Origin of the sequence: Sphingomonas sp. PP-F2F-A104-K0414 (assembly GCF_004340945.1) — a bacterium.
Classification (GTDB): domain Bacteria; phylum Pseudomonadota; class Alphaproteobacteria; order Sphingomonadales; family Sphingomonadaceae; genus Sphingomonas.
In genome coordinates this window covers 57,051-79,086 of the sequence record NZ_SLYD01000008.1, presented here as the reverse complement: position 1 = coordinate 79,086, position 22,036 = coordinate 57,051, and the positions used below count along the sequence as shown (strand labels likewise).

Below are 22,036 nucleotides of genomic sequence, written 5' to 3'. Positions count from 1 at the left end.
AGCCGCCTAATAACAGCGGCTTAGGTTTGCTTCGTTCGATCCCGTACACTGTCAGCATGACGGAGACGACCTCAACAGGCACCGGTGCCGCGATGGACCGGCGTATCGAGCGTCCGCACGCCCGGCGGCGCAAGCGGATCGTGCGCGGTGCGCTTGTACTCGCCGTGCTGGCTGCCGCGGTGCTGCTATGGGTGCTGATGCCCGGCGCCAATGCGCTGACCGTCGATGCCGCGGCGATCCGCACCGGCGATGTGTTGCGCGCGCCGTTCCGCGATTTCGTGCCGCTACGTGCCGAGGTCGCACCCTTGCGCACCGTGTTCGTCACCGCGATCTCGGGCGGACAGGTCGCCGAACTCGCCGCAAGCGACGGCGCGATGGTCGCGGCCGGCACGCCGCTCGCGCGCCTGTCCAATCCATCGCTCGAACTCGACGTCGCCAGCCGCTCGGCCGATATCGTCGGGCAATTGAGCGCGATCAGCGGCCAGCGGCTGTCGGTCCAGAACACCCGGCAGGATGGCGCACGCGATCTGGCCGAGGCACGCAACGCGCTGTCCAAGGCGCGGACGTTGCTCGCGCAGAAGCAGGTGCTGTTCGACCGGGGGATCATCACGCGCGCCGCGATCGATCCGGTGCGCGAGGATGTCGGCTATCAGCAGGCGCGTGTTTCGGCGCTCGATCGCGGGACCGCGGAAGCGGGCGCGACGCTGGCGGACCAGTCCTCGGGGATCGCCGCGACCGCGCGACAGTTGCGCGAAAGCCTGGCGATGGTCCGCGCGAGCCTGTCCGCGCTAGTGTTGCGCGCGCCGGTCGCGGGGCGGCTGACCGCCTTCACGTTGCAACCCGGCCAGACGCTCAAGGCCGGCGACCCGGTCGGGCAGATCGACTCCGAAGGACAGTGGAAGCTGACCGCCGATGTCGATCAATTCTACCTCGGACGCGTCCGGGGGGGGCTGGCGGCGACCGCGGATATCGACGGACGCAGCTATCCGATGTCCGTCATCAAGATCCTGCCACAGGTGACCGAAGGCCGGTTTCGCGTCGAGCTTGGTTTTCGTGGGGCTGCACCCACGGGACTGAACCGCGGCCAGACGCTCGACGTGCGGCTCGTGCTCGGCGCGGACCGGCCCGCGGTGGTCGCGCCCTCGGGCGGCTGGCTCGATGCCGGCGGCACCACCGCGTTCGTGCTCGACGGCGACAAGAAGGCCGTCAGGCGGGCGATCGTCACCGGCCGACGCAATCCCGACCAGGTCGAAATCGTCTCCGGCCTCGCCCCCGGCGAGCGGATCGTGACCACCGCGCTCGGCACCTACACCCCCTTCCAGACCCTCCTCATCCGATAGGATTCGATATGATCCAGCTACAGGACCTCAGCCGCACCTATGCCTCGGACGAGATCGAGACGACCGCGCTCGGCGGTATCGACCTGCTCGTCGAGGCGGGGGAATTCGTCGCGATCATGGGCCCGTCGGGGTGCGGCAAATCGACCTTGCTCAACATCATCGGCACGATCGACCGACCGACCGACGGGCGGTACCTGTTCGAGGGCGCCGATATCGCGCGCGCTCCGGAGGCGGAGCTTGCCAGGCTGCGCCGAGACCGGCTGGGCTTCGTGTTCCAGAGCTTCAACCTGATCGACGAGCTGACGATCGCCGAGAACGTCGCGCTGGGGCTCGCCTATCGGACGATGCCCGCGCGCGAGAAGAAGGAGCGGGTTGCGGCGGCGATGGACCGCGTCGGCATCGCCCACCGCCAGCGTCATCACCCGCACCAATTGTCGGGCGGCCAGCAACAGCGCGCCGCGATCGCCCGCGCGATCGTCGGCGAGCCGCGGCTGATCCTCGCCGACGAGCCGACCGGCAACCTCGATACCGAGAACGGCGCGCAGGTGATGGACATTCTCGGCCAGCTGAACGCGGAGGGCGCGACGATCGTGATGGTCACGCACAGCCCGTCGCACGCCGATATCGCCAAGCGAACGGTGCATATGCTCGACGGCCGCATCCTGTCGTCCGCACGGCGCGCCGCCTGATGCGCCGCTCGCTCCAGATGATCGTGCTGATGCTGCTCGTGGTGGTGCTCGTCCGCCATCTCGCGGCGACCAAGCCCGGGGCCAAGCCCGGCCCCCAGCTCGACCCCACGCCCGATAGCGAAGCCTGAAGGAACCGCCATGTCCGCGCTCACCAGTCTCTATCGCTCGCTCGCGCATCACCGGTTGTTCGCGCTGCTCAACATCGGCGGTCTCGCACTCGGGATCGCGACGTTCCTCGTCCTGTTTCTCTTCGTGCAATTCGAGACCGGGTACGACCGCGTATTGCCGCAACAGGACCGGTTGTGGGTGATGGAGGAGCGCTATGTGATGCCGGGCTATCCGGCGGACACCAATCCGAACACGATGGGCAGCGAACTCAAGATCCTGCAGGCGGATTACCCGCAGTTGGTCGGCACGCGCTACATGAACATGGCGGCGACCGTGCAACAGGGCGGGCAGGCGACCGCCGAGGATTTGGGCACGGTCGACCCGAACTTCTTCGATCTCATGCGCTTTCCCGCGGTCGAAGGCGATCCGGCAGCAACGCTCGCCGATCCGAACGGCTTGGTCGTCACGCAGAAGACCGCGCGGAAATATTTCGGGAGCCAGTCGGCGATCGGCCGAACGCTGCAACTGTCGATCGATGGGACGACCTATCCCTACAAGGTCGGGGCGGTGCTGCGCGACATGCCCGACGACGTCACCTTCAAGAGCGAGATGTTCGCGCAAATCTCACGGACGCGCTTCGGCAACGAATGGTGGGAGCATTGGGGCAGCGCGTCGCTGACCACGTTCCTGCGGTTTCCCGATGCGGTGGCAGCGCGGGCGTTCGAGGCGCAGTTGCCATCCTTTCTCGATCGCCACGCTTATGCCGGGGGCAATCTGAAGAAAGGCGAGTATTTCCAGTCGCTGCGGCCGCTGACCGCGATGCATCTGTATAGTCCGGGCGATCGCGCGATCGTCACGACCTTGGGGGCGGTCGGGCTGCTGACGCTGCTGATCGCCATCGTGAACTACGTCAATCTGGCGACCGCGCGCGCCGGGTTGCGCGCGCGTGAAGTGGCGATGCGCAAGGTGCTGGGCGGCACGCGGCGGTCGCTCATCCGCCAGTTCCTGGGCGAGGCGCTGGCGACGGTCGCAGTGGCGGCGCTGATCGGGCTCGCGCTTGCCGAGATCGCGCTGCCGTTCGTCAACGCGCTTGGCGGAACGTCGCTGGCGATCCGCTATGTCGGTTGGGACGGCGTCGTCCTGCCGCTGGTCCTGCTGGTCCTGGGTATCGCACTGGTCGCGGGGCTGTATCCCGCATTCGTGCTGTCGGGGTTTCGCCCGGCTGCGGTGCTTGCCTCGACGCGCGCGCCCGGTGGTGGACGGAGTGGCACGAGGCTGCGGAGTGCCTTGGTGGTCGTGCAGTTCGCGATCGCGATCGCATTCGCCATCGCCACCGGCGTCATGCTCAAACAGACCGAGCATATCCGTGACGCCGATCTCGGGTTTCGTCGCGACGGCTTGATAATCGTCCGCTCGCTGATGACCGGCGGGATCGACTCCCCGCAGCGCGCTGCGATCCTGCGCAGCCTCGCGGCGGCCCCCGGCGTCGTCGGCGTCACCGTCGCCAACAATGCCCCGGGCGACCAGAGCACGACCAATTTCTCGGGGTACAGCCGTGCCGGCGTGTCGGGCAGCAAGATATCGTTGATGGATGTCGGCACGGGCCGCGACTATTTCCGGGTGTACGGCGCGCGTCTCGTCGCGGGGCGCCTGTTCGACGCCGCGCATGCCGACGACCGCGGCCTGTTGACGATGGCCGAACGCAAGCGGGCAGGGCCCAATGTGGTGATCAACCGGACGGCGGTGACCGCGCTGGGCTTCGCGTCGCCTGCCGCGGCACTGGGGCAGGCGATCAACGACGGCGAGCGGGACGCGACGATCATCGGCGTGGTCGACGACCTGCGCTTCAGGAGCCCGCGCGATGCCGTCACGCCGGTCGCCTACACCTACAACACGGTCGATATCCTCTCGCCGTTCGCGGCGGTGCGCTATGCCGGCCGCGATGCGAAGACGATGATGGCGGCGCTCGAGGCGGCCTGGAAGCGCGTCGTTCCCGGCGTTCCGTTCGAGGCGCGCTCGGTCGAGGACAATCTGTACCAACGCTATTACAAGGCGGATGCGCAACGCTCGCGGCTGTTCACGATCGGCGCGGTGCTGGCGGTCCTGATCGGTTGCATCGGGCTGTACGGTCTGGCGGCGTTCGACACCGCACGGCGCGTGAAGGAGATCGGTATCCGCAAGACGCTCGGTGCTTCGACCGCCGAGGTGCTGCGGCTGTTGATCGGGCAATTCCTGCGCCCCGTGATCCTCGCCAACCTCGTCGCGTGGCCGCTCGCTTATGTCGCGATGCAGCGCTGGCTCGGCGGGTTCGACGACCGGATCGCGCTGTCGCCGCTGTTCTTCGTCGGCGCCTCGCTCGCCGCGGTGCTGATCGCGAGCGGCACGGTCTTCGGCCAGGCCTGGCGCGTCGCCCGTGCCGAGCCCGCGCGCGCGCTGCGTCACGAATAGGCGCCGATCGATGTCCTCAGCCTTCCTGACGCTGTACCGTTCGCTCACCCGGCATCGGCTGTATGCGGTGCTCAACATCGGCGGGCTCGCGCTCGGCATCGCGGTGTTCCTGGTGCTGTTCCTCTTCGTCCGCTTCGAGACCGGCTACGACCGCGTGTTGCCGGGATGGGAGCGGGTCCGCGTCGTCAAGCAGACGATGCAGTTTCCAGGGTCTCCGGAAATGGCCATTCCCTCGCCGATGCCGCTGCTCGGCCAAATCGAGAGCGACTGGCCAGAGGTCGACGGCGCGCGGTTGCTGGAGGACTCGATGCCGGTGCAGAACGGCACTATGCTCACCAAGGAGAAGGTGGCCCGCGTAGACCCTGCCTATTTTACGCTGTTTCCCCTGTCAGCGATCGCCGGAAACCCCCATGCAACACTCGCGACCCCCGATGGCGCGGTGGTCACGCAGCGGATCGCCGAAACCTACTTCGGCAAGGGACCTGCGATCGGACGCACGCTGATGCTGATAATCGATGGCAAGGCGACGCCGTTTCAGGTCGGAGCGGTGATCGCCGAACCGCCGGCTGCGATGACGTACCGCCACTCCATTTATGTCGCCTTGCCGAGCGTGGATGTCGGCTTGGCAGGCGGGTCGGGCGTAGTCACCTTCCTCCGCTTTGCCGATGCACAGGCCGGGGCGCGAAGGGCCGCGATGTTTCCGGCATTCCTGCGCCGCCATCCCGGTCTCAATTTCGCGGACCTGCCGCGCGACGTGCTGAAGCAGAGCTTGGTACCGGTGGCCGATGTTCATCTGGCGAACCCGACCGACCGGATCGTCGTCGGTGCCTTGGGGTCAGTCGGCGTCCTCGCGCTGCTGATTGCAATCGTGAACTATGTGAACCTCGCGACCGCGCGCGCTGGGTTGCGGGCGCGCGAAGTCGCAATCCGCAAGGTTGTCGGTGCGACCAGCCAAGAGCTCGTCGCGCAGTTCGTCGGCGAGGCGATGGTGACCGCGGCAATGGCTGGGCTGATCGGGCTGGCACTTGCCGAACTGGTGTTGCCGCTGGTCAATGTCGCTGGCGGTACGACGCTGTCGATGACGTATATCGGCACGGGATCGATCGTGCCGCCGCTTATGCTGCTGATCCTCGCGGTCGGCCTGGTCGCCGGCATCTACCCCGCGTTCATCCTGGCGGGGTTCCAGCCGGCGGCGGTGCTTGCGTCGGTCCGTTCGCCGGGTGGCCACCGTGCCGGAACGCTGCTGCGTCGCGCGATGGTCGTCGGCCAATTCGGAGTCGCGATCGGGTTGATGATCGGTACCGCGGTGTTGGTAGCCCAGACGCACCATCTCCAGGCTTCGGACGTCGGGTTCGATCGTGAAGGGCTGATCGCTCTACGCATGTTCGGGGACCAGGCCATCGACGATAGTCAGCGGCGGGCGTTCATGGCCGCGGTTGCGCGACTACCCGGTGTCATGGCGGTGGCACAATCGGCGGTGGCACCGACCGGTGGCAGCTTCGGGATCGCGGCGATGCACCGCGAGGGTGCAACCGGCACGGAGCCGATGATCGTGCGTGCCGACGTCGCGCAGGGGTTCTTTGCGACCTATGGCGCGCATCTGCTCGCCGGACGATTTCTCGATGCGCACCGCTATCGCGGTGACGACGCGCTACGCAAGGCACCCGGTGCCAGCGCGATCGTGCTGAACCGGACCGCGGTGCGAATGCTGGGTTTCGCCACCCCGCAGGCGGCGATCGGCCGTACCGTCCGCGACGCCAGCAACGCGGGCACGGGGAATAGTGCCACCGTCGTCGGGGTCATTGATGACATGCGGTTCAAATCACCCCGCGATCCGGTCGAACCGCAAGCCTATTACCAACGCGATCAGACCCTTTCGAACCCCGTCTTAGCCGTCCGTCATGCCGGCGATGGTCGCCAGTTGACGGCTGCAATGGAGACGCTCTGGCGGCGGATCGCGCCGGCCATACCCTTTGTCGCGTTGCCGGTGGATCGACAATTATACGACACCTATTACCGCGCCGATGCGCAACGGTCGCACCTGTTCATGATCGGAGCAGTGCTCGCCGTCGCGATCGGCTGTGTCGGTCTCTATGGCCTAGCCGCATTCGACACCGCGCGGAGGATCAAGGAGATCGGTATCCGCAAGACGCTTGGGGCCTCGACCCGCGACGTCCTGACGCTGCTGATCGCGCAGTTCCTGGTTCCGGTCTTCGCTGCCGGAGTGATCGCAATACCGGTGTCATACCTTGCGATGACCCGCTGGTTGGCCGGGTTCGACGATCGGGTCGCGCTATCCCCTTGGCTGTTCGTGGGAGCGATCGTGTTTGCCGAGAGTATCGCGACGGCAACGATCTTCGGTCAGGCATGGCGGGTCGCGCGCAGCGAGCCTGCGCGAGCCTTGCGGTACGAATAGCTCCGACGCGGCGCTCCGTAGTTCGCAACCGGTCTACGCACCCGAGGATCATGACGTTTTACGCTATTCGTGCAATGAATCTGTACGATGCGGACGACGCCGCGCGAAGAGATATTCGTTTCATGGTGCGGGACGCGTTGCGGACGGTGGCGGCGCTACCATGTTGTCGAGATGCATGATGATTTGATCGGTCTCGGCCTTATCGATGACGACGACGTCGTTCTCGACGAGGCGGCGCTGGCGTTGGCGATGCCCGATCATCCCAATGTCGATCCCGATCGCGTGCTGAATGTGTTCCAGTCGATCGCGGACAGGCTGGCCGCAATCGGCGGCGAGGTGCGTGACGCCAAGTCGCAGGCCCGGCTTCTCGCCAATGTCCTTGGCGACGAGTTCGGTTTTGTCGGCGATCGAACGACGTATGATGATCCCGCCAATACCGACATGATCCGCGTTATCGAACGCCGGCGGGGGCTGCCGGTGAGCCTGTCGATCCTCTACGTCGCGGCGGCGCGACGGCTGGGTTGGACGGCGAACATGCTCGACGTTCCGGGCCATGTGCTCGTGTTGCTCGGCGAAGAAGCGGTTCCGGTCATGATCGATCCGTTTCGCGGAGGCGAGGCCGTCGATCGCGATCAACTCGTCGTACTGTTACAAACGATGGATCCCGGGCGGATCGCTGCGGCCAGCCACGTTGCCACCATGTCGAACCGGGCGATTCTGGTCCGCCTGTTGCTGAACGAGGCGACGCGGGCGGAAGCGGCAGGGGAGGGGCGCCGTGCGCTCACCCTCTACCACCGTATGACTCTCGTAGCGCCCGATTCCGGTCATGCCTGGTGGGAGCGGGCGCGTCTCGAACTCATCGGCGGCGACGTCGCCGGCACTCGCAAGAGTCTGAGTGCGATGCTGGAGATCACACGCGAGCCGGAACTGCGCGCAAAGGTCTCCAGCATATTGGCGTCCTTGCAGACGTGAGAGCTGCGTCCGGGTTCAACCGGGAATACCCCAGTTCGCATCCTCGTCGGCGGCCTTCGCGGTCCGCACCAGATGCTCGACATAGTTCTGGAAGACCGGGACCGTAAAGGTGACGAGCGTCGGCTCGCCGTTCGGCTCCTTGAACGTGAGCACGACGAAGCGGCTGCCTTCCTCGTCGAGGACCAGGCCAGCTTCCATAGCGCCGGGGCCGCTGGGCGTGATGACAGTTGGAGTCATAGACAGGTTCTCTTGGGTGCGGCGTTACGCGCTAGGCGGACGCAGCCACCTCGCAACGCCGATGTTGTCGGTTCGGCATCAATTTGCACAGGTTCGTCGACGTGTCACGGTCGCGTGCGGCGCAGATCGATGATCAGAGCATCGATCGCGTGGCGGTCGAACGTATGCGGCGGGACGCGACGATCGGGTAATGATACCGACAGGCCGCGACGCGCGTCCGGCGGCATCGCGGCAACTGTCTCCACCACGCGGTGCAGCGGGCCTTGCTGCACCATCTCGCGGCTAGCCGCCGTTTCGGTCGTACGGTCGGTGACCCGGATCAGCGTCGCCAACTCGTTCCACGGGATACCCATGTCATTCCCCCCAGGCCACAGTCCAAAAGGGTGTTTAGCATCGTCGTCGCAAACTGAAATTGACGTGGCGCAATACGGGCGGGTTTCAGGCGGAGGCGGTCATCGTCACCGCCGCGAGGCCGTGTTCGATGATCGCGGTGCCGGCCGTCTTCACCGGCGCATCGGGACGCGTGACCGTGTCGACGGTGCGGAACTCGGTTTCCACTGGTCGGCGGTCACGTCGCAGAGCAGGTAACCGCGCCGGTCATTGGTCCAGGCGAGGAACGGGTTGCGGTCTCGGATGCGGTCCTCTCCGACGCGGCGGTCCGCGCCATCGCCGCCCGAGGTGATCGACGTGCCGACGAACTCGACGGCGACGGCGTCCCCCTGGCCAGCCTCGGTACGTAGCACGCCTGCATAGTTCTGATGCTCGTCGCCGGTCAGGACGACGGTGTTGCCGAGTCCTTCGACCATCTTCAGCACGCGTTCGCGCGGCGCATCATAGCCGCCCCAGCTGTCCATGTTGCGGATCGGCGTGGGCTCGTCACCGGTGCGCCGGTCGAGCGGCATCATCATCACCTGCTGCGCCAGCGCGTTCCAGCGCGCCTTCTTCTGCTTCAGCGCGGTCGCCAGCCACGCTTCCTGCGCGCGTCCCATGACCTGCGCCGCCGGATCCGCCCACCCCTTGCACCGCGTCTTGAAACCATCGTCGCAGGGCTGATCGGTCCGAAATTGCCGGGTGTCGAGCAGGTGCAGGTCGAGCAAATTGCCGATCGTCGCGCGACGGTAGATCTGCATGCCGGCCGGTCCCGGAAACGCCGAACGGCGCAGCGGCATATGCTCGTAATACGCCTGGAACGCCGCAGCCCGGCGCAGCGCGAACACTTCGGGCGGATCATTCTCCTGGTCGATCTCGCCGACCCAGTTGTTCTCGACCTCGTGATCGTCGAAACTCACGAACCACGCCGCCGCCGCATGCGCCGCCTGGAGGTCCGGGTCGGTCTTGTATTGGGCGTAGCGGCGGCGATAATCGGCTAGGTCGAACAGCTTCTGCCCGGCATGCTCGCGTACGAACCGCCGCGGCTTGCCGTCATACCCGACCGGCATCGGTGCGCTTCGGCCTTCGTAGATATAGTCGCCATAGTGGAAGACGAACGCCGGTTCCTCCGCTGCGAGGTGGCGATAGGCGGTATAGAGCCCATCCTCGTAGTTCTGGCACCCGGCGACCGCGAAGCGAAGCCGCTCGAGCGACGCGCCGGCGATCGGCAGTGTCCGGGCACATCCTGCCGGCGAGCGCTCGCTGCCGACGCTGAACCGGTACCAATAGGGGCGATCGGGCAGTAGGCCTTCGACCTCGACATGGACCGAATGCGCGAGTTCTGGACGTGCCAGCGCCTTGCCGCCGGCGACCAACGTCGCGAAGCGCGGATCGGTCGCGACCTGCCACGCGACCTCGACCGGCTGCATCGGCATGCCGCCATGCTCGGCCAGCGGATCGGGGGCGAGCCGCGTCCAGATGACGAAGCCGTCCGCGACCGGATCGCCCGCCGCGATGCCCAGGCGAAACGGGTAGGCGCCGAACAGCTGTTGTGCGTGCAGGATCGCCGGTGCGCCGATCATCGCTGCGGCGGCACCGATCAGGGTGCGGCGATCGAGAAGCAGGCGCGAGCTAGTGTCGGTCATGGATGTCCTGTCAGTAGAGAGGTTGGGTATGCAGAATGCCGTGTCGGGTTTCGCCGCGCCGCCGTCCTGTCGGAGCGCCGCGATCTCGTGTCGGGCCGCGGCGAGATCGGCGGTGAACGCCGGGTCGCCTTGCATCGCTGACACCATCAAACGCGTCATAGGGTGAGCATCCTGCTGCCTCGGACCACAGATGAGCCCGGCTGACACGTGTCGATCATGGATCGCGAATGTGTCAGCTGCGTTGCATGGGGCCGTTTTCCCGCCATTACGGGTCTGATGTTCGAGGACAGTCCAACGCGCGAAGCCACCGCGCCTCCGCAGCGGGAGCCCTTCGTGGAGACTCTGGATCCGATATTTTGGTCCGAACAACGTCGAAGCTTTCTTGCGACCGCATATGTTGCATCGGTGTTTTACCCAATATAGGAGATGATGTATCATACCCTAAAGTATGTGAGGTCGGCAAGATGAAGAGTGCGCGTATCTACGGTGTAGACTGGCTCGATCGGGTGGCGGTGACGGGATCGGCGGCGTGCATGATCCATTGTCTGGCACTGCCGTTGCTCCTGGCTGCGGCACCGTCATTGTCCGCGATCATCGCGATTCCCGAAAGCTTTCATCGCTGGGTGCTGCTGTTCGCGGCACCGGTCGCGGTGGTCGCTCTGCTAGGTGGAAACGTCAGCCACAAGGCCCCGTTGCCGCTAGGTCTCGGGCTGATCGGGATCGTGCTGATGACGATCGGCGCATTTGCGCTGCAGGAGGGAGCGGCCGAGATCGCCATGACCGTTGCCGGTAGCGTCCTGGTTGCTACGGCGCACATCATAAACCTGCGTCTGCGGCATTCCTCCTGCACCGCCTGACGGCACGATGCGCAATACGCGCTCGGTACGATATCCCGCCTCTAAAGGCCGCGCGATGGCCGCGAAATTGCGCCGGATATAATCCAGTTTGGGATCGATATAGCGGCGGCAAAAGGGCCGGTCCGGGTTGCTGCGGTAGTAATTCTGGTAGCGCGCCTCGGACGGTTTGAAGGCGACGAACGGGAGCACCATCGTCCGTGCCGGCGCTCCGGACTCGGTCGCGATATGGTCAATCATCAGCACCGCTGTCTGACGCTGATGCGCGTCGAAAACGTAGATAGCGCTGCGATACCGTCCGCCGGGGGAGTAGGTTCCGTTCGCCGAATGCGTCCTCAGGTGGACCTCGGCGAGTGTTCCGAGATCGATGATCGCAGGGTCGAAATGGACCAGCACACCTTCTGACCAAGCATCCCACGGGGCGTCAGACTGAATGAAGCCCTGCTCAACCTCGACGACGCCGAGCAACGCTTGGAATACCCCTTCGGTGCACCAGTGGCAGCCACCGCCAAAGCCGATTTTCTGCATTGCCAATTCCCCAACGCTGGTTGCGACGCCATGTTACGCCGGGCGGTCAGCGGCAGACCGCCCGGAGAGTATGACCGCTGTCCCCAGCCGGCGCGCCATGGTGATGAAACGTCCGAGCCTAGCGCCCGTCAACCGAACGGACGTCGTAACATAACAGGACGGCGCCGTGATCGAGGCGATCGCAGCTTTTCAACGACAGACTGGTTTTGCCGGCAAGTCCGTCTCGGCCATATGAGACGAATGCCTGCATGTCCGTACGCGCGTCGAGCGTTGGCGTGACGATGACGTTCAATTCGTCGACCAGACTCTCTGCCAGAAAGCTGCCGATGATTGCGGCACCGCCCTCCACCAGCAAACGCGTGACGCCAAGATCATCGCGCAGGGCGCGAAGCGCTGCCTTGAGATCGACCTGCTCTTCGGCAGAGACAATGTAAGATACGCCGCTGGCTGCCAGTTCCGCGAGATGCGTGTCCGAGACGTCTCTGCCGAGCAGCACCACGACGTCGTCGCCGGCTATCTTCGGCTCACCGAAGTGCAGTTCGCCGCGCGTATCGACTGTGATCGCGAACGGCTTGGCAATCCCCTTTGCGAAATGCCGTGGCCGCTGGACCGTCGAGACGGCCGCAAGCGGGTTAGCCTCACCCTTCGCCATTTCCGCCATCGTCGCGCGCCCGACGAGCCAGGCATCTCCCGCCAACCGATCGTGCAGAGCCTCGTAGAGCATGGCCCAGTCCTTCGACGTGCCGTCGGGGCTCTTGGTACACCGACTGGCGTGGAGACCGCCGTCGAGGGATGATGACATCAGGCAAATGGTGTGAAGGCGATCAGGCATGGGCGAACTCCGCTACGACGTTGAAGCGCCGGTCGTGTGATACTCTACGCCGGAGATACCCATTATTGTCAGCGCCTTATAGCGCCATCACAATTAACGGGACGGTCTCGCGATGATCGCCGCGCCGAGCCGGGTGCAGCTGGCGAACACCGCCCTGAGCCGATCTGAGGGTATTGCCCGAGCTGGGCGCGTGCGGGGTGATCCACCCCCGATTGCGTAGTTTCCGACGGTGATGCCCGGCGACTTCGATCGATAGCAGCGGGTCGAATGCTCGCCTCGGCGAGGCCCTTTGGATCGGAACAGATCATGAAGCCGTGCCGAACCTCGCGCCGTATCCGTCCCGCACGGTCACTTGTCCTGCCGCTGGCCCTGACGCTTGCCATGACGCTCGCGGGCCCCGTGGTAGCGCAGGCCCCGCCGAGCATCGACGGTCGGATCGAGCACCTCAAACCCGGCGAGTATCTCTGGGCGCCCGAGATCGCCCCCGCCGGGCCCGTCACGGTGATCGTCAGCCTCGCCACGCAAAAGGCCTATGCCTACCGCAACGGCGTGCCGATCGGCGTCTCGACCGTGTCGACCGGCAGCGACGGCCATGCGACGCCGTCCGGAGTCTTCACCGTGCTCCAGAAGGACGCGGATCACGTCTCGAACGTCTACAAGGACGCGGCGATGCCCTTCATGCAGCGGCTGACCTGGGGCGGGATCGCGATGCACGCGGGCAACCTGCCGGGCTATCCCGCGTCGCATGGCTGTATCCGCCTGCCGCCCGCGTTTGCCAAACTTCTGTTCGGGATCACCCGGCTTGGGATCACCGTCGTCATTACGCGCGACGCGACTGTTCCGGTGGTGGCTGCGGTGCCGGCTATGCTGATATCGGCGGGACCGGCGGGCGGGGACTTCGCTTGGAACCCCGCCCTGTCGCCCAGGGGGCCGGTGTCGATCGTGATCAGCGGGCGTGATAGGCGCGTGGTGGTGCTGCGCAACGGTATCGAGATTGGCTCCAGCGCGATCGCGTTCGATGCGCCGATCGCGCGGACCTCGGCGTTTACGCTGCAATCGGTCGATGCGGACGGCGAGCATTGGCTGCGCCTGCCTTTGCCCAGTGACCCGAGAACCGGCGAATTGTCCGCTGAAGACCGCGCCAAGGGGCATCTTCCGGAGCGCTTCCGCATCGCGCTGGCGACCGTGACGACGCCCGGCACGACGCTGCTGGTGACGCGCGAGACGCTGGCGAGCGCGGGCACCGGTACGCCCGTGACGATTATCGAGGCGACCGGGCAATGATCGCCGAGCGCCCGATCGACCAGCCGCACACGCCGGCGCTCATTCCGCGACCCTGGCATGCGACGTCGGCAGCACGCGTGATGGCGTTGCTCAACACCCGTGCGACCGGCTTGAGCGCGAGCGATGCGGCCGCACGTCTGGTCCATGATGGTCCGAACGCACTCGCGCCACCGCCCGTCCCATCGATGCTGCGGCTATTCGTGCGGCAGTTCGACAGTCCGCTGATCTATCTGCTGATCGCGGCGGCGGCGATCTCGCTCGGGCTTGGCCACTACACCGATGCCGGGTTCATCGGCGTCGTCCTGCTCGTCAACGCGGCGATCGGCACGGTGCAGGAGAGCAAGGCGGCCGACAGTCTCGCCGCGCTCGGGCAGATGATCGGGCAGACCGCGACCGTGCTGCGCGACGGTGCGGTGTCGGTGATCGACGCGCGCGCGCTCGTCGTCGGTGATGTCGTCGCGCTCGAGAGCGGCATGGCGGTGCCCGCCGATATCCGCCTCTCGTCGAGCAGCGCGCTACGCGTCGATCAGTCGACCTTCACCGGCGAATCCGTCGCGGTTGCCAAAAACCAGGCGGCGCTGTTGCCCGAGCGGACCGCGCCGGGCGAGCGGACGACGATGGTGCTGGCGGGGACGATGATCGAGCAGGGGCGGGGTGGCGGCATCGTCGTCGCGACCGGCGCGGATACCGCGCTGGGGGCGATCGATGCGTCGTTGCGGACCGCGAAGGCGACGCTGCCACCGCTCGTGATCCGGCTCGACCGGCTGGCGCGGCAGATCAGCCTCGCGACGATCGCGCTGATCATCCCGTTCGCGCTCGTCCTGCTAATGCAGGGGCGGCCGGGCGACCAGATCCTGCTGCTCGCGGTCGCGCTGGCGGTGTCGGCGATCCCCGAGGGGTTGTCGATCGCGGTGACCGTTGCGCTGGCGGCGGGCACGCGGCGGATGGCGGCGCGGAACGTGATCGTCCGCTCGCTGCCCGCAGTCGAGGGGTTGGGTGCGTGCACGATCATCGCCAGCGACAAGACGGGGACGCTGACGCGGAACATCCTCTCGGTGGAGAGGATATTGCTCGCCGACGGACAAACTTTTGCGGGTGCCGACTGGGGCGCGGATGCTCTGGCGGAGATGCGTCGTGCCGCCGCGCTCTGCAACGAGGCAGCGATCGGACCCGATGGCGTGCCGATCGGGGATTCGGTCGACGTCGCGTTGCTCCGGTTCGCGGGTGAGGGCGGCGAGGATCTGCGCGCGCTGCATGCGGTGGTGCGGACTGCGGCGCTTCCTTACGAACCAGTCCGCAAATTCTCGACCGTCGCCGTTGCCGAGGGGAAGGGCGTCCGCGTGTTCGCCAAAGGGGCGCCCGAGATCATCCGGCAGATGTGCTGCATGATCGATCCCGCCGCGTTCGCCGCCGCCGCCGCGATGGCCGGTGAAGGCTATCGCGTGATCGCGGTCGCTGCGTCTGACGGTGCGACGACCACCGACCTGACCGCGCCGAACGATCTCGTGCTGCTGGGCTGGATCGGGCTGATCGACCCGGTTCGCCCCGAAGTCCCCGCCGCGATTGCGCGCTGTGCCGAGGCGGGGATCGGCGTGCGGATAGTCACCGGCGATCATCCCGGCACCGCGTTGACGATCGCTCGCGGGCTCGGGCTTGAGGTCGCGGCCGAGCAGGTCGTCACCGGCGCGCAGATGACCGACCTCGTGGACCAGCCGGAACGGCTCGCCACCCTCGTGCTCGGCGGCCGCGTGTTCGCGCGGATCGAACCGGTGCAGAAGCTGGAGATCGTCCGCATCCTCGCTGCCAGCGGCGAACTCGTCGCAGTCACCGGAGACGGGGTGAATGACGCCCCCGCGCTCCAGGCGGCGCATATCGGCGTCGCGATGGGCGTGGCCGGCACCGACGTCGCGCGCGGCGCCGCCGACCTGGTGCTCGCCGACGACAATTTCGCGTCGATCGTCGCAGGCGTCGAGGAGGGCCGCGTCACTTACGCCAACGTCCGGCGAATCGTCATTATCCTGCTCGCGACGGGCGCCGCCGAGATCGGCATGTTCATCGGCGCGGTAATGCTCGGTCTGCCGATGCCGCTGACCGCGGTGCAGCTATTGTGGCTCAACCTTGTCACCAACGGCGCTCAGGACGTGATGCTGGGCTTTGGTCGCGGCGAGGGCGACGAACTGCGCCAGCCACCGCGTCCGCCGAGCGCGCCGATCCTCGATCGAAGCGCGATCGCGTTGATGATCCCGCCGGCGCTGCTGATGACTGGGCTCGCGCTGTATCTCGTGGCGCAGATGCGCGGCGAGGGTCGACCGCTCGCCGAGATCCAGAATGCTGTGCTGCTGATGACGGTACTGTTCCAGAACGCCTATGTGCTGTGCATGCGCAGCGAGCGCCGCTCGATTGTCCGAGAGCCGCTGTTCTCGAACGCCTGGCTGCTGCTCGGTGTCGGTATCGCGCTGGCGTTGCAGGCGACCGCGATGCTGTGGCCGCCGCTCGACAGCGTGCTCGGGACCACGCCGGTCTCGGTCGCGACGATGCGGTTCTGCGTCGTCGCGGTCTTCGGGACGATCGTCGTCACCGAAGTGACCAAGCAGGTGGTTGCGCTATGGCAGCGGCGCGCGTGACCGCCTTCGTCCCGAAGATCGTCACGACGATGCGCGAAGGCTATTCGCTCGCGACGCTGCGCGCCGATGCGATCGCCGGCGCGACGGTTGCGGTCGTCGCGCTCCCGCTCGCGATGGCGCTTGGCATTGCGAGCGGCGCTTCACCCGACAAGGGGCTGATCACCGCGATCGTCGCAGGCTTCCTAGTGTCGGCGCTCGGCGGATCGCGCGTCCAGATCGGTGGCCCCACCGGGGCGTTCGTGGTCGTGGTGTTCACCGTGATCGCGCGGCACGGTTATGACGGCCTGGTCCTGGCGACGTTGCTCGCCGGCATTATCCTGATCGTCGCTGGCTATGCCCGGTTGGGGGCGATGATCCGGTTCATCCCCTATACCGTCGTCACGGGCTTTACCGCAGGCATCGCGGTGATCATCGCGTCGAGCCAGGTTCGTGACTTCCTCGGGCTGGCCATGGCCTCGGTGCCCGCCGACTTCGTGCCGAGATGGGCGGCCTATGCGGGCGCGATCCGGACCATCGACGTCCCGACTGTCGCGATCGGCATGGGCGCGCTCGCCGTCATCCTGATCCTCAAGCGGATCGCACCGCGCGTGCCGGGGTTCCTGGTCGCGGTCGTCCTTGCTTCAGTCGTCGTCATCGCGAGCGGCGTAGATGTCGCAACGATCGGCTCGCGCTTTCCGGCGATGCCGAACGGGATCGCGATGCCGGCTTTCCCCGTCTGGACGCTCGCGAAGCTTCAGGCGGTGCTGCCCTCGGCGTTCACTATCGCGTTTCTTGCCGGTATTGAGGCGCTGCTCTCCGCGGTCGTCGCGGACGGGATGATCGGATCGCGACACCGGTCGAACCAGGAACTGGTCGCGCAAGGGATCGCCAACATCGCGTCGGCGCTGTTCGGCGGGCTGCCCGCGACCGGCGCGATCGCGCGCACCGCGACCGCGATCAAGGCGGGCGCGCGGACCCCGGTCGCGGGGATGCTCCACGCGGTGTTTATCCTGCTGTTCGTGGTGTTCGGCGGGCGGCTGATGGCGTTCGTCCCGATGGCGGCGCTCGCGGCGATCCTGTTCGTCGTCGCCTGGGGGATGAGCGAGCAGGAGCGCTTCGTCGGCCTGTTGCGGATGCCCAATGGCGACCGGGCGGTGTTGCTGCTGACGTTTGGCCTGACGGTGCTGTTTGACCTGACGGTGGCGATCGGCGTCGGCGTGACGCTCGCCGCGCTGCTGTTCATGGCGCGAATGAGCGAGACGGTCGCGATCATTGGCCCCGAAGACGACGCGCCCACCGAACGCGCGGCGCTGCCTGCCGGCGTCGAAATGTTCCGGATCGACGGGCCATTCTTCTTCGGTGTCGCGGCCGGATTGATGGATACCTATCGCAGGTTGGGCAGCGTGCCGCGCGTGCTGATCCTGCGGCTGGAACGCGTGCCGATGCTCGATGCGAGCGGCGTCGCGGCGATCGCCGAGCTGCTGCGGCGGGCGGGGATGACGCATACGCGCGTTATTCTCTGCGGCATGGCCGCGCAACCGGCCGCGATGCTGGGCCGCGCCCGGCTAGGGCCGATGACCAGCACCGCCACGTATGCCGAGGCGTTGGCGATGTCTGCGTCAGGCTGAGAGCGTCATTCGCAGCATCATTGAAGCGGGATCGCCCGGGCAGGCGGACGCGATCCAGCCGCGTTGTCGTTCCAGCTCGATTGCTTGGTGATTGTCCCGGCTCTCGATCGATTCGAGCGTCGCGATACCCTTCGCACGGGCGAATGCCGCGACTTGATCGAGCAAAGTCCAGCTGATCCCGCGGCGTTTGAAGTCGGCGCGGATCGCGACGGCGACTTCGGCGCGGGTCAGGCTCTCGTCCGCCGCCAACATCGCGGTCGCGATGATCCGCCCGGTCGCGGGATCGAAGGCGAGGAAGCTCTCAATATGCTCGTGGTCGACGGTGACGAGTGCGCGGAGCTGGTCTTGACCGACCTTGTGGATCGCGCTGAGGAATCGGAACCGGAGGTCCTCCCTGTCGACATGCTCGAAGAATTCCGCGAGCGCGGGTTCGTTAGCGGGCGAGGCGGGGCGGACGTGGAAGACGTAACCGTCGCGTGTCGTCAGGTCGGCGCTCCACGACACGGCCGGGAGTGTATGTGGGGCGGCTGCGCGCTCGCTGACAGGTTCGACCATGAGAAATCTTTTGCGATTGCGCGCCGTCGATGGCGATGCACGTCGTGCTAACCGCAAAGCCCGCGTCCCCGCAGCGTCGGGAAACACGTAGTTTCCGACGCTACCGGGCCGGTTGGTGCGCGCTAGGCTGCCTCCCAAGGGCGATCTCCGCCCGTCAAGGAGACCGCATGACGATCGATATCCAGCGGATGCAGGATCTGGCGCACGAGATCGTCTGGCTTCAGGGCGAACTCGACCGCGAGATCGAGAACAGGCGGCGTGCACTCGGCGTCGAACTCACCGGCCGGATCGTCGGGTTCGAGCACGGCGTGCTCGATGCGCAGCGACGGCTGAAAGTATCGGTGCTGCGGTTCGTCGCACGGTCCGACGTAGTCTCGATCGTCACGGCGCCGGTGATCTATTCGCTGATCGTGCCGCTGGCCATCGTCGATCTCTGGGTGAGCGCGTATCAGGCGATCTGTTTCCGCGCCTACGGGATCGCGCGGGTGCGGCGGCGCGACTACATCATGTTCGACCGCGCGCATCTCGGTTACGCGCAGGTCCGCGACTTTATCATCCTCCATTATCATGCGACCGAACGATCGGATTCGCCATTCTGGGACCATTGTCGGACCATGGCGCTGCCGGAATCGTTGAAGGGCAAACTCGCGTTATGGCGGGGCAAGGCGCGGGTGTTTCGCGAGCAGGGCGAATTGTTCACCCCCGATAGCTGGATCGCGGTGTTGCTCGGCCAGAATGTGCAGCCGGCGTCCTTCGATCCGTTGACGGGCGGGTTGCCGCTTGGAGAGGCGACGCGGTTCATGGCCCATATTCGAGAGATGATCGGCAAGACCGCCGAAGCGATGCCGACGCACGAGGATTTCATCGCCCGGCACTGCTCGGCACCGATGGTCCGACAAGCATGATGGGGACGCGCTATTCGGCCGATGCCGCGGCGATGTGTAGGGTGGGATGAGATACGGTGCCGGCGAGGCAATCGGGTGCGCTCATGATCTTCGCAGCGTAAAAGTGGGCACCTATCGTCCGATATGCAGAGGGACGCTTGTAGCGGTCACGAATTTGGGCGACCAAGCCCTATGACCGAACCCAAGCCCACGAAGGTCCGCACGGCGCTGGGCCGCAATCTGACTTACGGTATGCTCGACGCCGTGGGTAGCGCGATCGTCACCGGCCATTACGACGGAAAGCGATTTCCTACCGAGGCGGAACTGGCGATCGAGCACGGCGTGAGCCGGTCGGTGACGCGCGAGGCGGTCAAAATGCTGACCGCGAAGGGTTTGCTTTCCGCGCGTCCGCGGCAGGGTACCATCATTCAGCCAAATTCGACCTGGAACCTCTTCGACACCGATGTGCTGCGTTGGCTACTCGAACGCCAGTTTACCCTGCCGTTGCTCCGCAGCTTCAACGAGCTGCGCCTTGCGGTCGAGCCGATGGCGGCGCAGCTCGCGGCACTGCATGCCACGCCGTCGGGCATCGCGATGATTGCTGCGGGCTATGCGCGCATGGAGGCGGCCGAGCGCGGCGATGACGATGCGCTCGAGGCCGACATCGTGTTCCACGTTGCGATCCTGCGAGCGTGCGACAACCCGTTCTTCGCGCAGTTTGAGGATCTTGTGTCGACGGCGCTGCGGACCTCGATCCGCTTCACCAACCGGTTCAAGGGCCGCAGCGCAAGCCTGCCCGCGCATAAGGCCGTGCTCGAGGCGATCGCTGCGCGCGATGCGGCTTCCGCCAGCGCCACGATCCGATCGATCATCGAGGACGTCATGATCCTGATTCGCCAGGCCGAGAGCGAGGGCGCGGTGGTCGATCGCGGGGCGGCCTTGCTGGGCTGAGCAGCGCTCCCGATCGTATCTGCTTTGATCCGGGGTTGGTAAGGCGCGGCCCGAAATGATTAGACCAAGCCTCGGCCTTCGATCTTCAGGACAGGGACGAACCCGCCGCCCGGGTTCGCGGGCATCGTCAGGTGCAGGCCGCGCGCATCGCGGCGATGCGCCGTGCTGCCGCCGCCGAGCAACGTCACGCGCTCGACCACGCCATCGGCGAAGCGGTTGCGTCCCAGCGCCTCGATCGTGACCGCACCCTGCGGCCAGCCTAGGAACAGCGCGTAGAGCGCGCCCTTATTGGTGGTGAAGCGCACGTCGCGGGCGGTGAACACGCCCGACGACTGTTCGTTCTGCATCCCAGCCTGCAGCTTTGTCGGGCCTTCGCCGTAGATCCGCCATGGCCGCGAGCCGAAGATCGCTTCGTCGTTGACCGCGATCCAGCGGCTCATGCCGTCGAGGATCTTTTCCTCCTCGCCGTCGATCGAACCGTCGCCAGGCTGCGGGATGGAGAGCAGCAAATTGCCGTTCTTCGACACGACATCGGCCAGCCGCTGGATCACTTGCTCAGCGGTCTTGTAGCTTTTGTCGTTGAGCCGCGCGACGTTGTAGAACCAGTCGCCGATGCACGTGTCGGTCTGCCACGGCTCGTCCCACAGATGGTCGGTGAAGCCGCGCTCGACGTCCTGCACGAGGCCGAACCGCGCATAGGGCTTCAGCTGCTTGGCGGTCAGCACAACGTCGATCTTGCCGTGCCACGCGGTCGAGCGGTTGTAGTAATCCGCCGCCGCCTGGAGCCCGATCGGGCCGAACGGCAGTTCGTAGTCGTCGAAATAGCAGAAGTCGGGCTTGTACTTGTCGATCAGGTCGGTCTGGCGCAGCAGCCATTTCGCGGCATAGCCCGGATCGTTCGGTGGCGGCGTCTCGATCCACTGGCCGTCGTTTGCGTCATGCCATGCATTCATCGCCGCGATCGTATCGATGCCGTTGGGCAGGACCGCGTGTGCGCCGGTATACAGCTGTTGCGGGTCTAGCCCGTCCCACCATGTGCCGTGGCCATCGGCGGTCCGCAGTTTGAACGCGTCGTATCGCTGGCCCTTCAGCGGCCCGGTCGGGTCATAGCCATAGGCGGTCTGATACCAGTGCCAGCTATGCGCGGCGTGGTTCGAGACGCCGAATTTCAGCCCGGCTTTCCGCGCGGCCTTTTCCCATGTGCCGACGACATCGCGCTTCGGCCCGACGCGGAGCGAGTTCCAGGCGTGATAGCGGCTGTCGTAGCAGTCGAGATTGTCATGATGGTTGGCGAGCGACACGAAATATTTCGCCCCCGCCTTGGCATAGCGGGCGATCAGCGCGTCGGGATCCCAGCGCGCCGCAGTCCAGCGATTCATCACCTCCATCATCCCCGACTTGGTCGGATGACCATAGGTCTTGAGGTGATGTTCGTACGCCGGATGGCCCTGCATATACATGAAGCGGCCGTACCAGTCGCCTTGCTCGGGCACCGATTGCGGGCCCCAATGCGACCACAGGCCGAGCTTCGCGTCACGGAACCACTCGGGGTAGCGATAGTGATCGACCAGCGATTGCCAGGTCGGCTGCACCGGACCGCGCGCCAGCCCCATTGGGCTCTGCGCGAGCGCGTGTGTCGCTGGACCGAGTGCGGCGATCCCGGCGAGTACCGAACGGCGGCTGAGATCGATA

19 protein-coding genes are annotated in these 22,036 nt (G+C 66.1%); 11 read left to right on the top strand and 8 right to left on the bottom strand.

What is annotated here, in order from left to right; all coding sequences use genetic code 11:
* Nucleotides 1-56 precede the first annotated feature (56 nt).
* Genes C8J46_RS17490 through C8J46_RS17475 form a run of 5 tightly spaced genes read left to right on the top strand, consistent with a single transcriptional unit; the run spans nucleotide 57 to nucleotide 7,001 of the window.
* Nucleotides 57-1,340 (top strand): HlyD family efflux transporter periplasmic adaptor subunit, encoded by a 1,284-nt coding sequence (locus C8J46_RS17490; protein ID WP_243643484.1) that lies wholly within the window; start codon nucleotides 57-59, stop codon nucleotides 1,338-1,340.
* Between the two features lie 8 nt (nucleotides 1,341-1,348).
* Nucleotides 1,349-2,029, top strand: a complete 681-nt coding sequence (locus C8J46_RS17485; protein WP_132741823.1) for an ABC transporter ATP-binding protein — start codon at nucleotides 1,349-1,351, stop codon at nucleotides 2,027-2,029.
* Nucleotides 2,029-2,157 (top strand): hypothetical protein, encoded by a 129-nt coding sequence (locus C8J46_RS21430; protein WP_279388909.1) that lies wholly within the window; start codon nucleotides 2,029-2,031, stop codon nucleotides 2,155-2,157. Before C8J46_RS17485 ends, C8J46_RS21430 begins: the two co-directional genes overlap by 1 nt.
* A gap of 10 nt (nucleotides 2,158-2,167) precedes the next feature.
* A complete protein-coding gene (locus tag C8J46_RS17480; RefSeq protein WP_132741821.1) occupies nucleotides 2,168-4,585 on the top strand; it encodes an ABC transporter permease in 2,418 nt (805 codons plus the stop codon).
* A gap of 10 nt (nucleotides 4,586-4,595) precedes the next feature.
* Nucleotides 4,596-7,001, top strand: coding sequence for an ABC transporter permease (locus tag C8J46_RS17475; protein ID WP_132741819.1), 2,406 nt, complete (start codon nucleotides 4,596-4,598; stop codon nucleotides 6,999-7,001).
* Between the two features lie 120 nt (nucleotides 7,002-7,121).
* Here C8J46_RS17475 and C8J46_RS21300 read toward each other — a convergent pair whose 3' ends face one another.
* Nucleotides 7,122-7,262, bottom strand: coding sequence for a hypothetical protein (locus C8J46_RS21300; protein WP_243643483.1), 141 nt, complete (start codon nucleotides 7,260-7,262; stop codon nucleotides 7,122-7,124).
* On the opposite strand from C8J46_RS21300, the gene C8J46_RS17470 reads away from it, so the two are divergent.
* Complete coding sequence (locus tag C8J46_RS17470) at nucleotides 7,251-7,973, top strand: transglutaminase-like domain-containing protein (protein WP_243643495.1); 723 nt, start codon at nucleotides 7,251-7,253, stop codon at nucleotides 7,971-7,973. The genes C8J46_RS21300 and C8J46_RS17470 overlap by 12 nt on opposite strands.
* Before the next feature lie 15 nt (nucleotides 7,974-7,988).
* Here the strand turns inward: C8J46_RS17470 and C8J46_RS17465 are convergent, their stop codons facing one another.
* The 5 genes from C8J46_RS17465 to C8J46_RS17440 form a co-directional block, all read right to left on the bottom strand.
* Nucleotides 7,989-8,210: a hypothetical protein gene (locus C8J46_RS17465; RefSeq protein WP_132741815.1), complete on the bottom strand. Its 222-nt coding sequence runs from the start codon at nucleotides 8,208-8,210 to the stop codon at nucleotides 7,989-7,991.
* A gap of 104 nt (nucleotides 8,211-8,314) precedes the next feature.
* Nucleotides 8,315-8,563 carry a hypothetical protein gene (locus tag C8J46_RS17460; RefSeq protein WP_132741813.1) on the bottom strand — a complete coding sequence of 83 codons (249 nt, stop codon included), beginning with the start codon at nucleotides 8,561-8,563 and terminating at the stop codon, nucleotides 8,315-8,317.
* A 150-nt stretch (nucleotides 8,564-8,713) separates the two neighbouring features.
* Nucleotides 8,714-10,384 (bottom strand): alkaline phosphatase D family protein, encoded by a 1,671-nt coding sequence (locus tag C8J46_RS17455; RefSeq protein WP_243643482.1) that lies wholly within the window; start codon nucleotides 10,382-10,384, stop codon nucleotides 8,714-8,716.
* Between the two features lie 539 nt (nucleotides 10,385-10,923).
* Complete coding sequence (locus C8J46_RS17445) at nucleotides 10,924-11,607, bottom strand: peptide-methionine (S)-S-oxide reductase (RefSeq protein ID WP_243643481.1); 684 nt, start codon at nucleotides 11,605-11,607, stop codon at nucleotides 10,924-10,926.
* Between the two features lie 118 nt (nucleotides 11,608-11,725).
* The gene (locus tag C8J46_RS17440; RefSeq protein ID WP_243643480.1) at nucleotides 11,726-12,409 is read right to left on the bottom strand and encodes a dihydrofolate reductase family protein; all 684 of its coding nucleotides are present in this window, start codon (nucleotides 12,407-12,409) and stop codon (nucleotides 11,726-11,728) included.
* Between the two features lie 336 nt (nucleotides 12,410-12,745).
* Here C8J46_RS17440 and C8J46_RS17435 point away from each other — a divergent pair, with 336 nt between their 5' ends.
* Genes C8J46_RS17435 through C8J46_RS17425 form a run of 3 tightly spaced genes read left to right on the top strand, consistent with a single transcriptional unit; the run spans nucleotide 12,746 to nucleotide 17,954 of the window.
* On the top strand, nucleotides 12,746-13,723 hold the full coding sequence (locus C8J46_RS17435; RefSeq protein ID WP_132741807.1) for a L,D-transpeptidase: 978 nt from the start codon (nucleotides 12,746-12,748) through the stop codon (nucleotides 13,721-13,723).
* Nucleotides 13,720-16,347, top strand: a complete 2,628-nt coding sequence (locus C8J46_RS17430; protein WP_132741805.1) for an HAD-IC family P-type ATPase — start codon at nucleotides 13,720-13,722, stop codon at nucleotides 16,345-16,347. Before C8J46_RS17435 ends, C8J46_RS17430 begins: the two co-directional genes overlap by 4 nt.
* The gene (locus tag C8J46_RS17425; RefSeq protein WP_132741803.1) at nucleotides 16,329-17,954 is read left to right on the top strand and encodes a SulP family inorganic anion transporter; all 1,626 of its coding nucleotides are present in this window, start codon (nucleotides 16,329-16,331) and stop codon (nucleotides 17,952-17,954) included. Before C8J46_RS17430 ends, C8J46_RS17425 begins: the two co-directional genes overlap by 19 nt.
* On the opposite strand, the gene C8J46_RS17420 is transcribed toward C8J46_RS17425, so the two are convergent.
* Nucleotides 17,946-18,509 (bottom strand): GNAT family N-acetyltransferase, encoded by a 564-nt coding sequence (locus C8J46_RS17420; RefSeq protein ID WP_132741801.1) that lies wholly within the window; start codon nucleotides 18,507-18,509, stop codon nucleotides 17,946-17,948. The two genes, C8J46_RS17425 and C8J46_RS17420, sit on opposite strands and share 9 nt — an antisense overlap.
* Before the next feature lie 167 nt (nucleotides 18,510-18,676).
* Between C8J46_RS17420 and C8J46_RS17415 the strand changes: the two genes are divergently transcribed.
* Both C8J46_RS17415 and C8J46_RS17410 read left to right on the top strand, forming a co-directional pair.
* Nucleotides 18,677-19,414: a tryptophan 7-halogenase gene (locus C8J46_RS17415; protein ID WP_132741799.1), complete on the top strand. Its 738-nt coding sequence runs from the start codon at nucleotides 18,677-18,679 to the stop codon at nucleotides 19,412-19,414.
* A gap of 171 nt (nucleotides 19,415-19,585) precedes the next feature.
* Complete coding sequence (locus C8J46_RS17410) at nucleotides 19,586-20,344, top strand: FCD domain-containing protein (RefSeq protein ID WP_132741797.1); 759 nt, start codon at nucleotides 19,586-19,588, stop codon at nucleotides 20,342-20,344.
* Nucleotides 20,345-20,403: 59 nt separating this feature from the next.
* Here the strand turns inward: C8J46_RS17410 and C8J46_RS17405 are convergent, their stop codons facing one another.
* Nucleotides 20,404-22,035 carry an alpha-L-fucosidase gene (locus C8J46_RS17405; protein ID WP_243643494.1) on the bottom strand — a complete coding sequence of 544 codons (1,632 nt, stop codon included), beginning with the start codon at nucleotides 22,033-22,035 and terminating at the stop codon, nucleotides 20,404-20,406.
* Nucleotide 22,036: the final 1 nt, after the last annotated feature.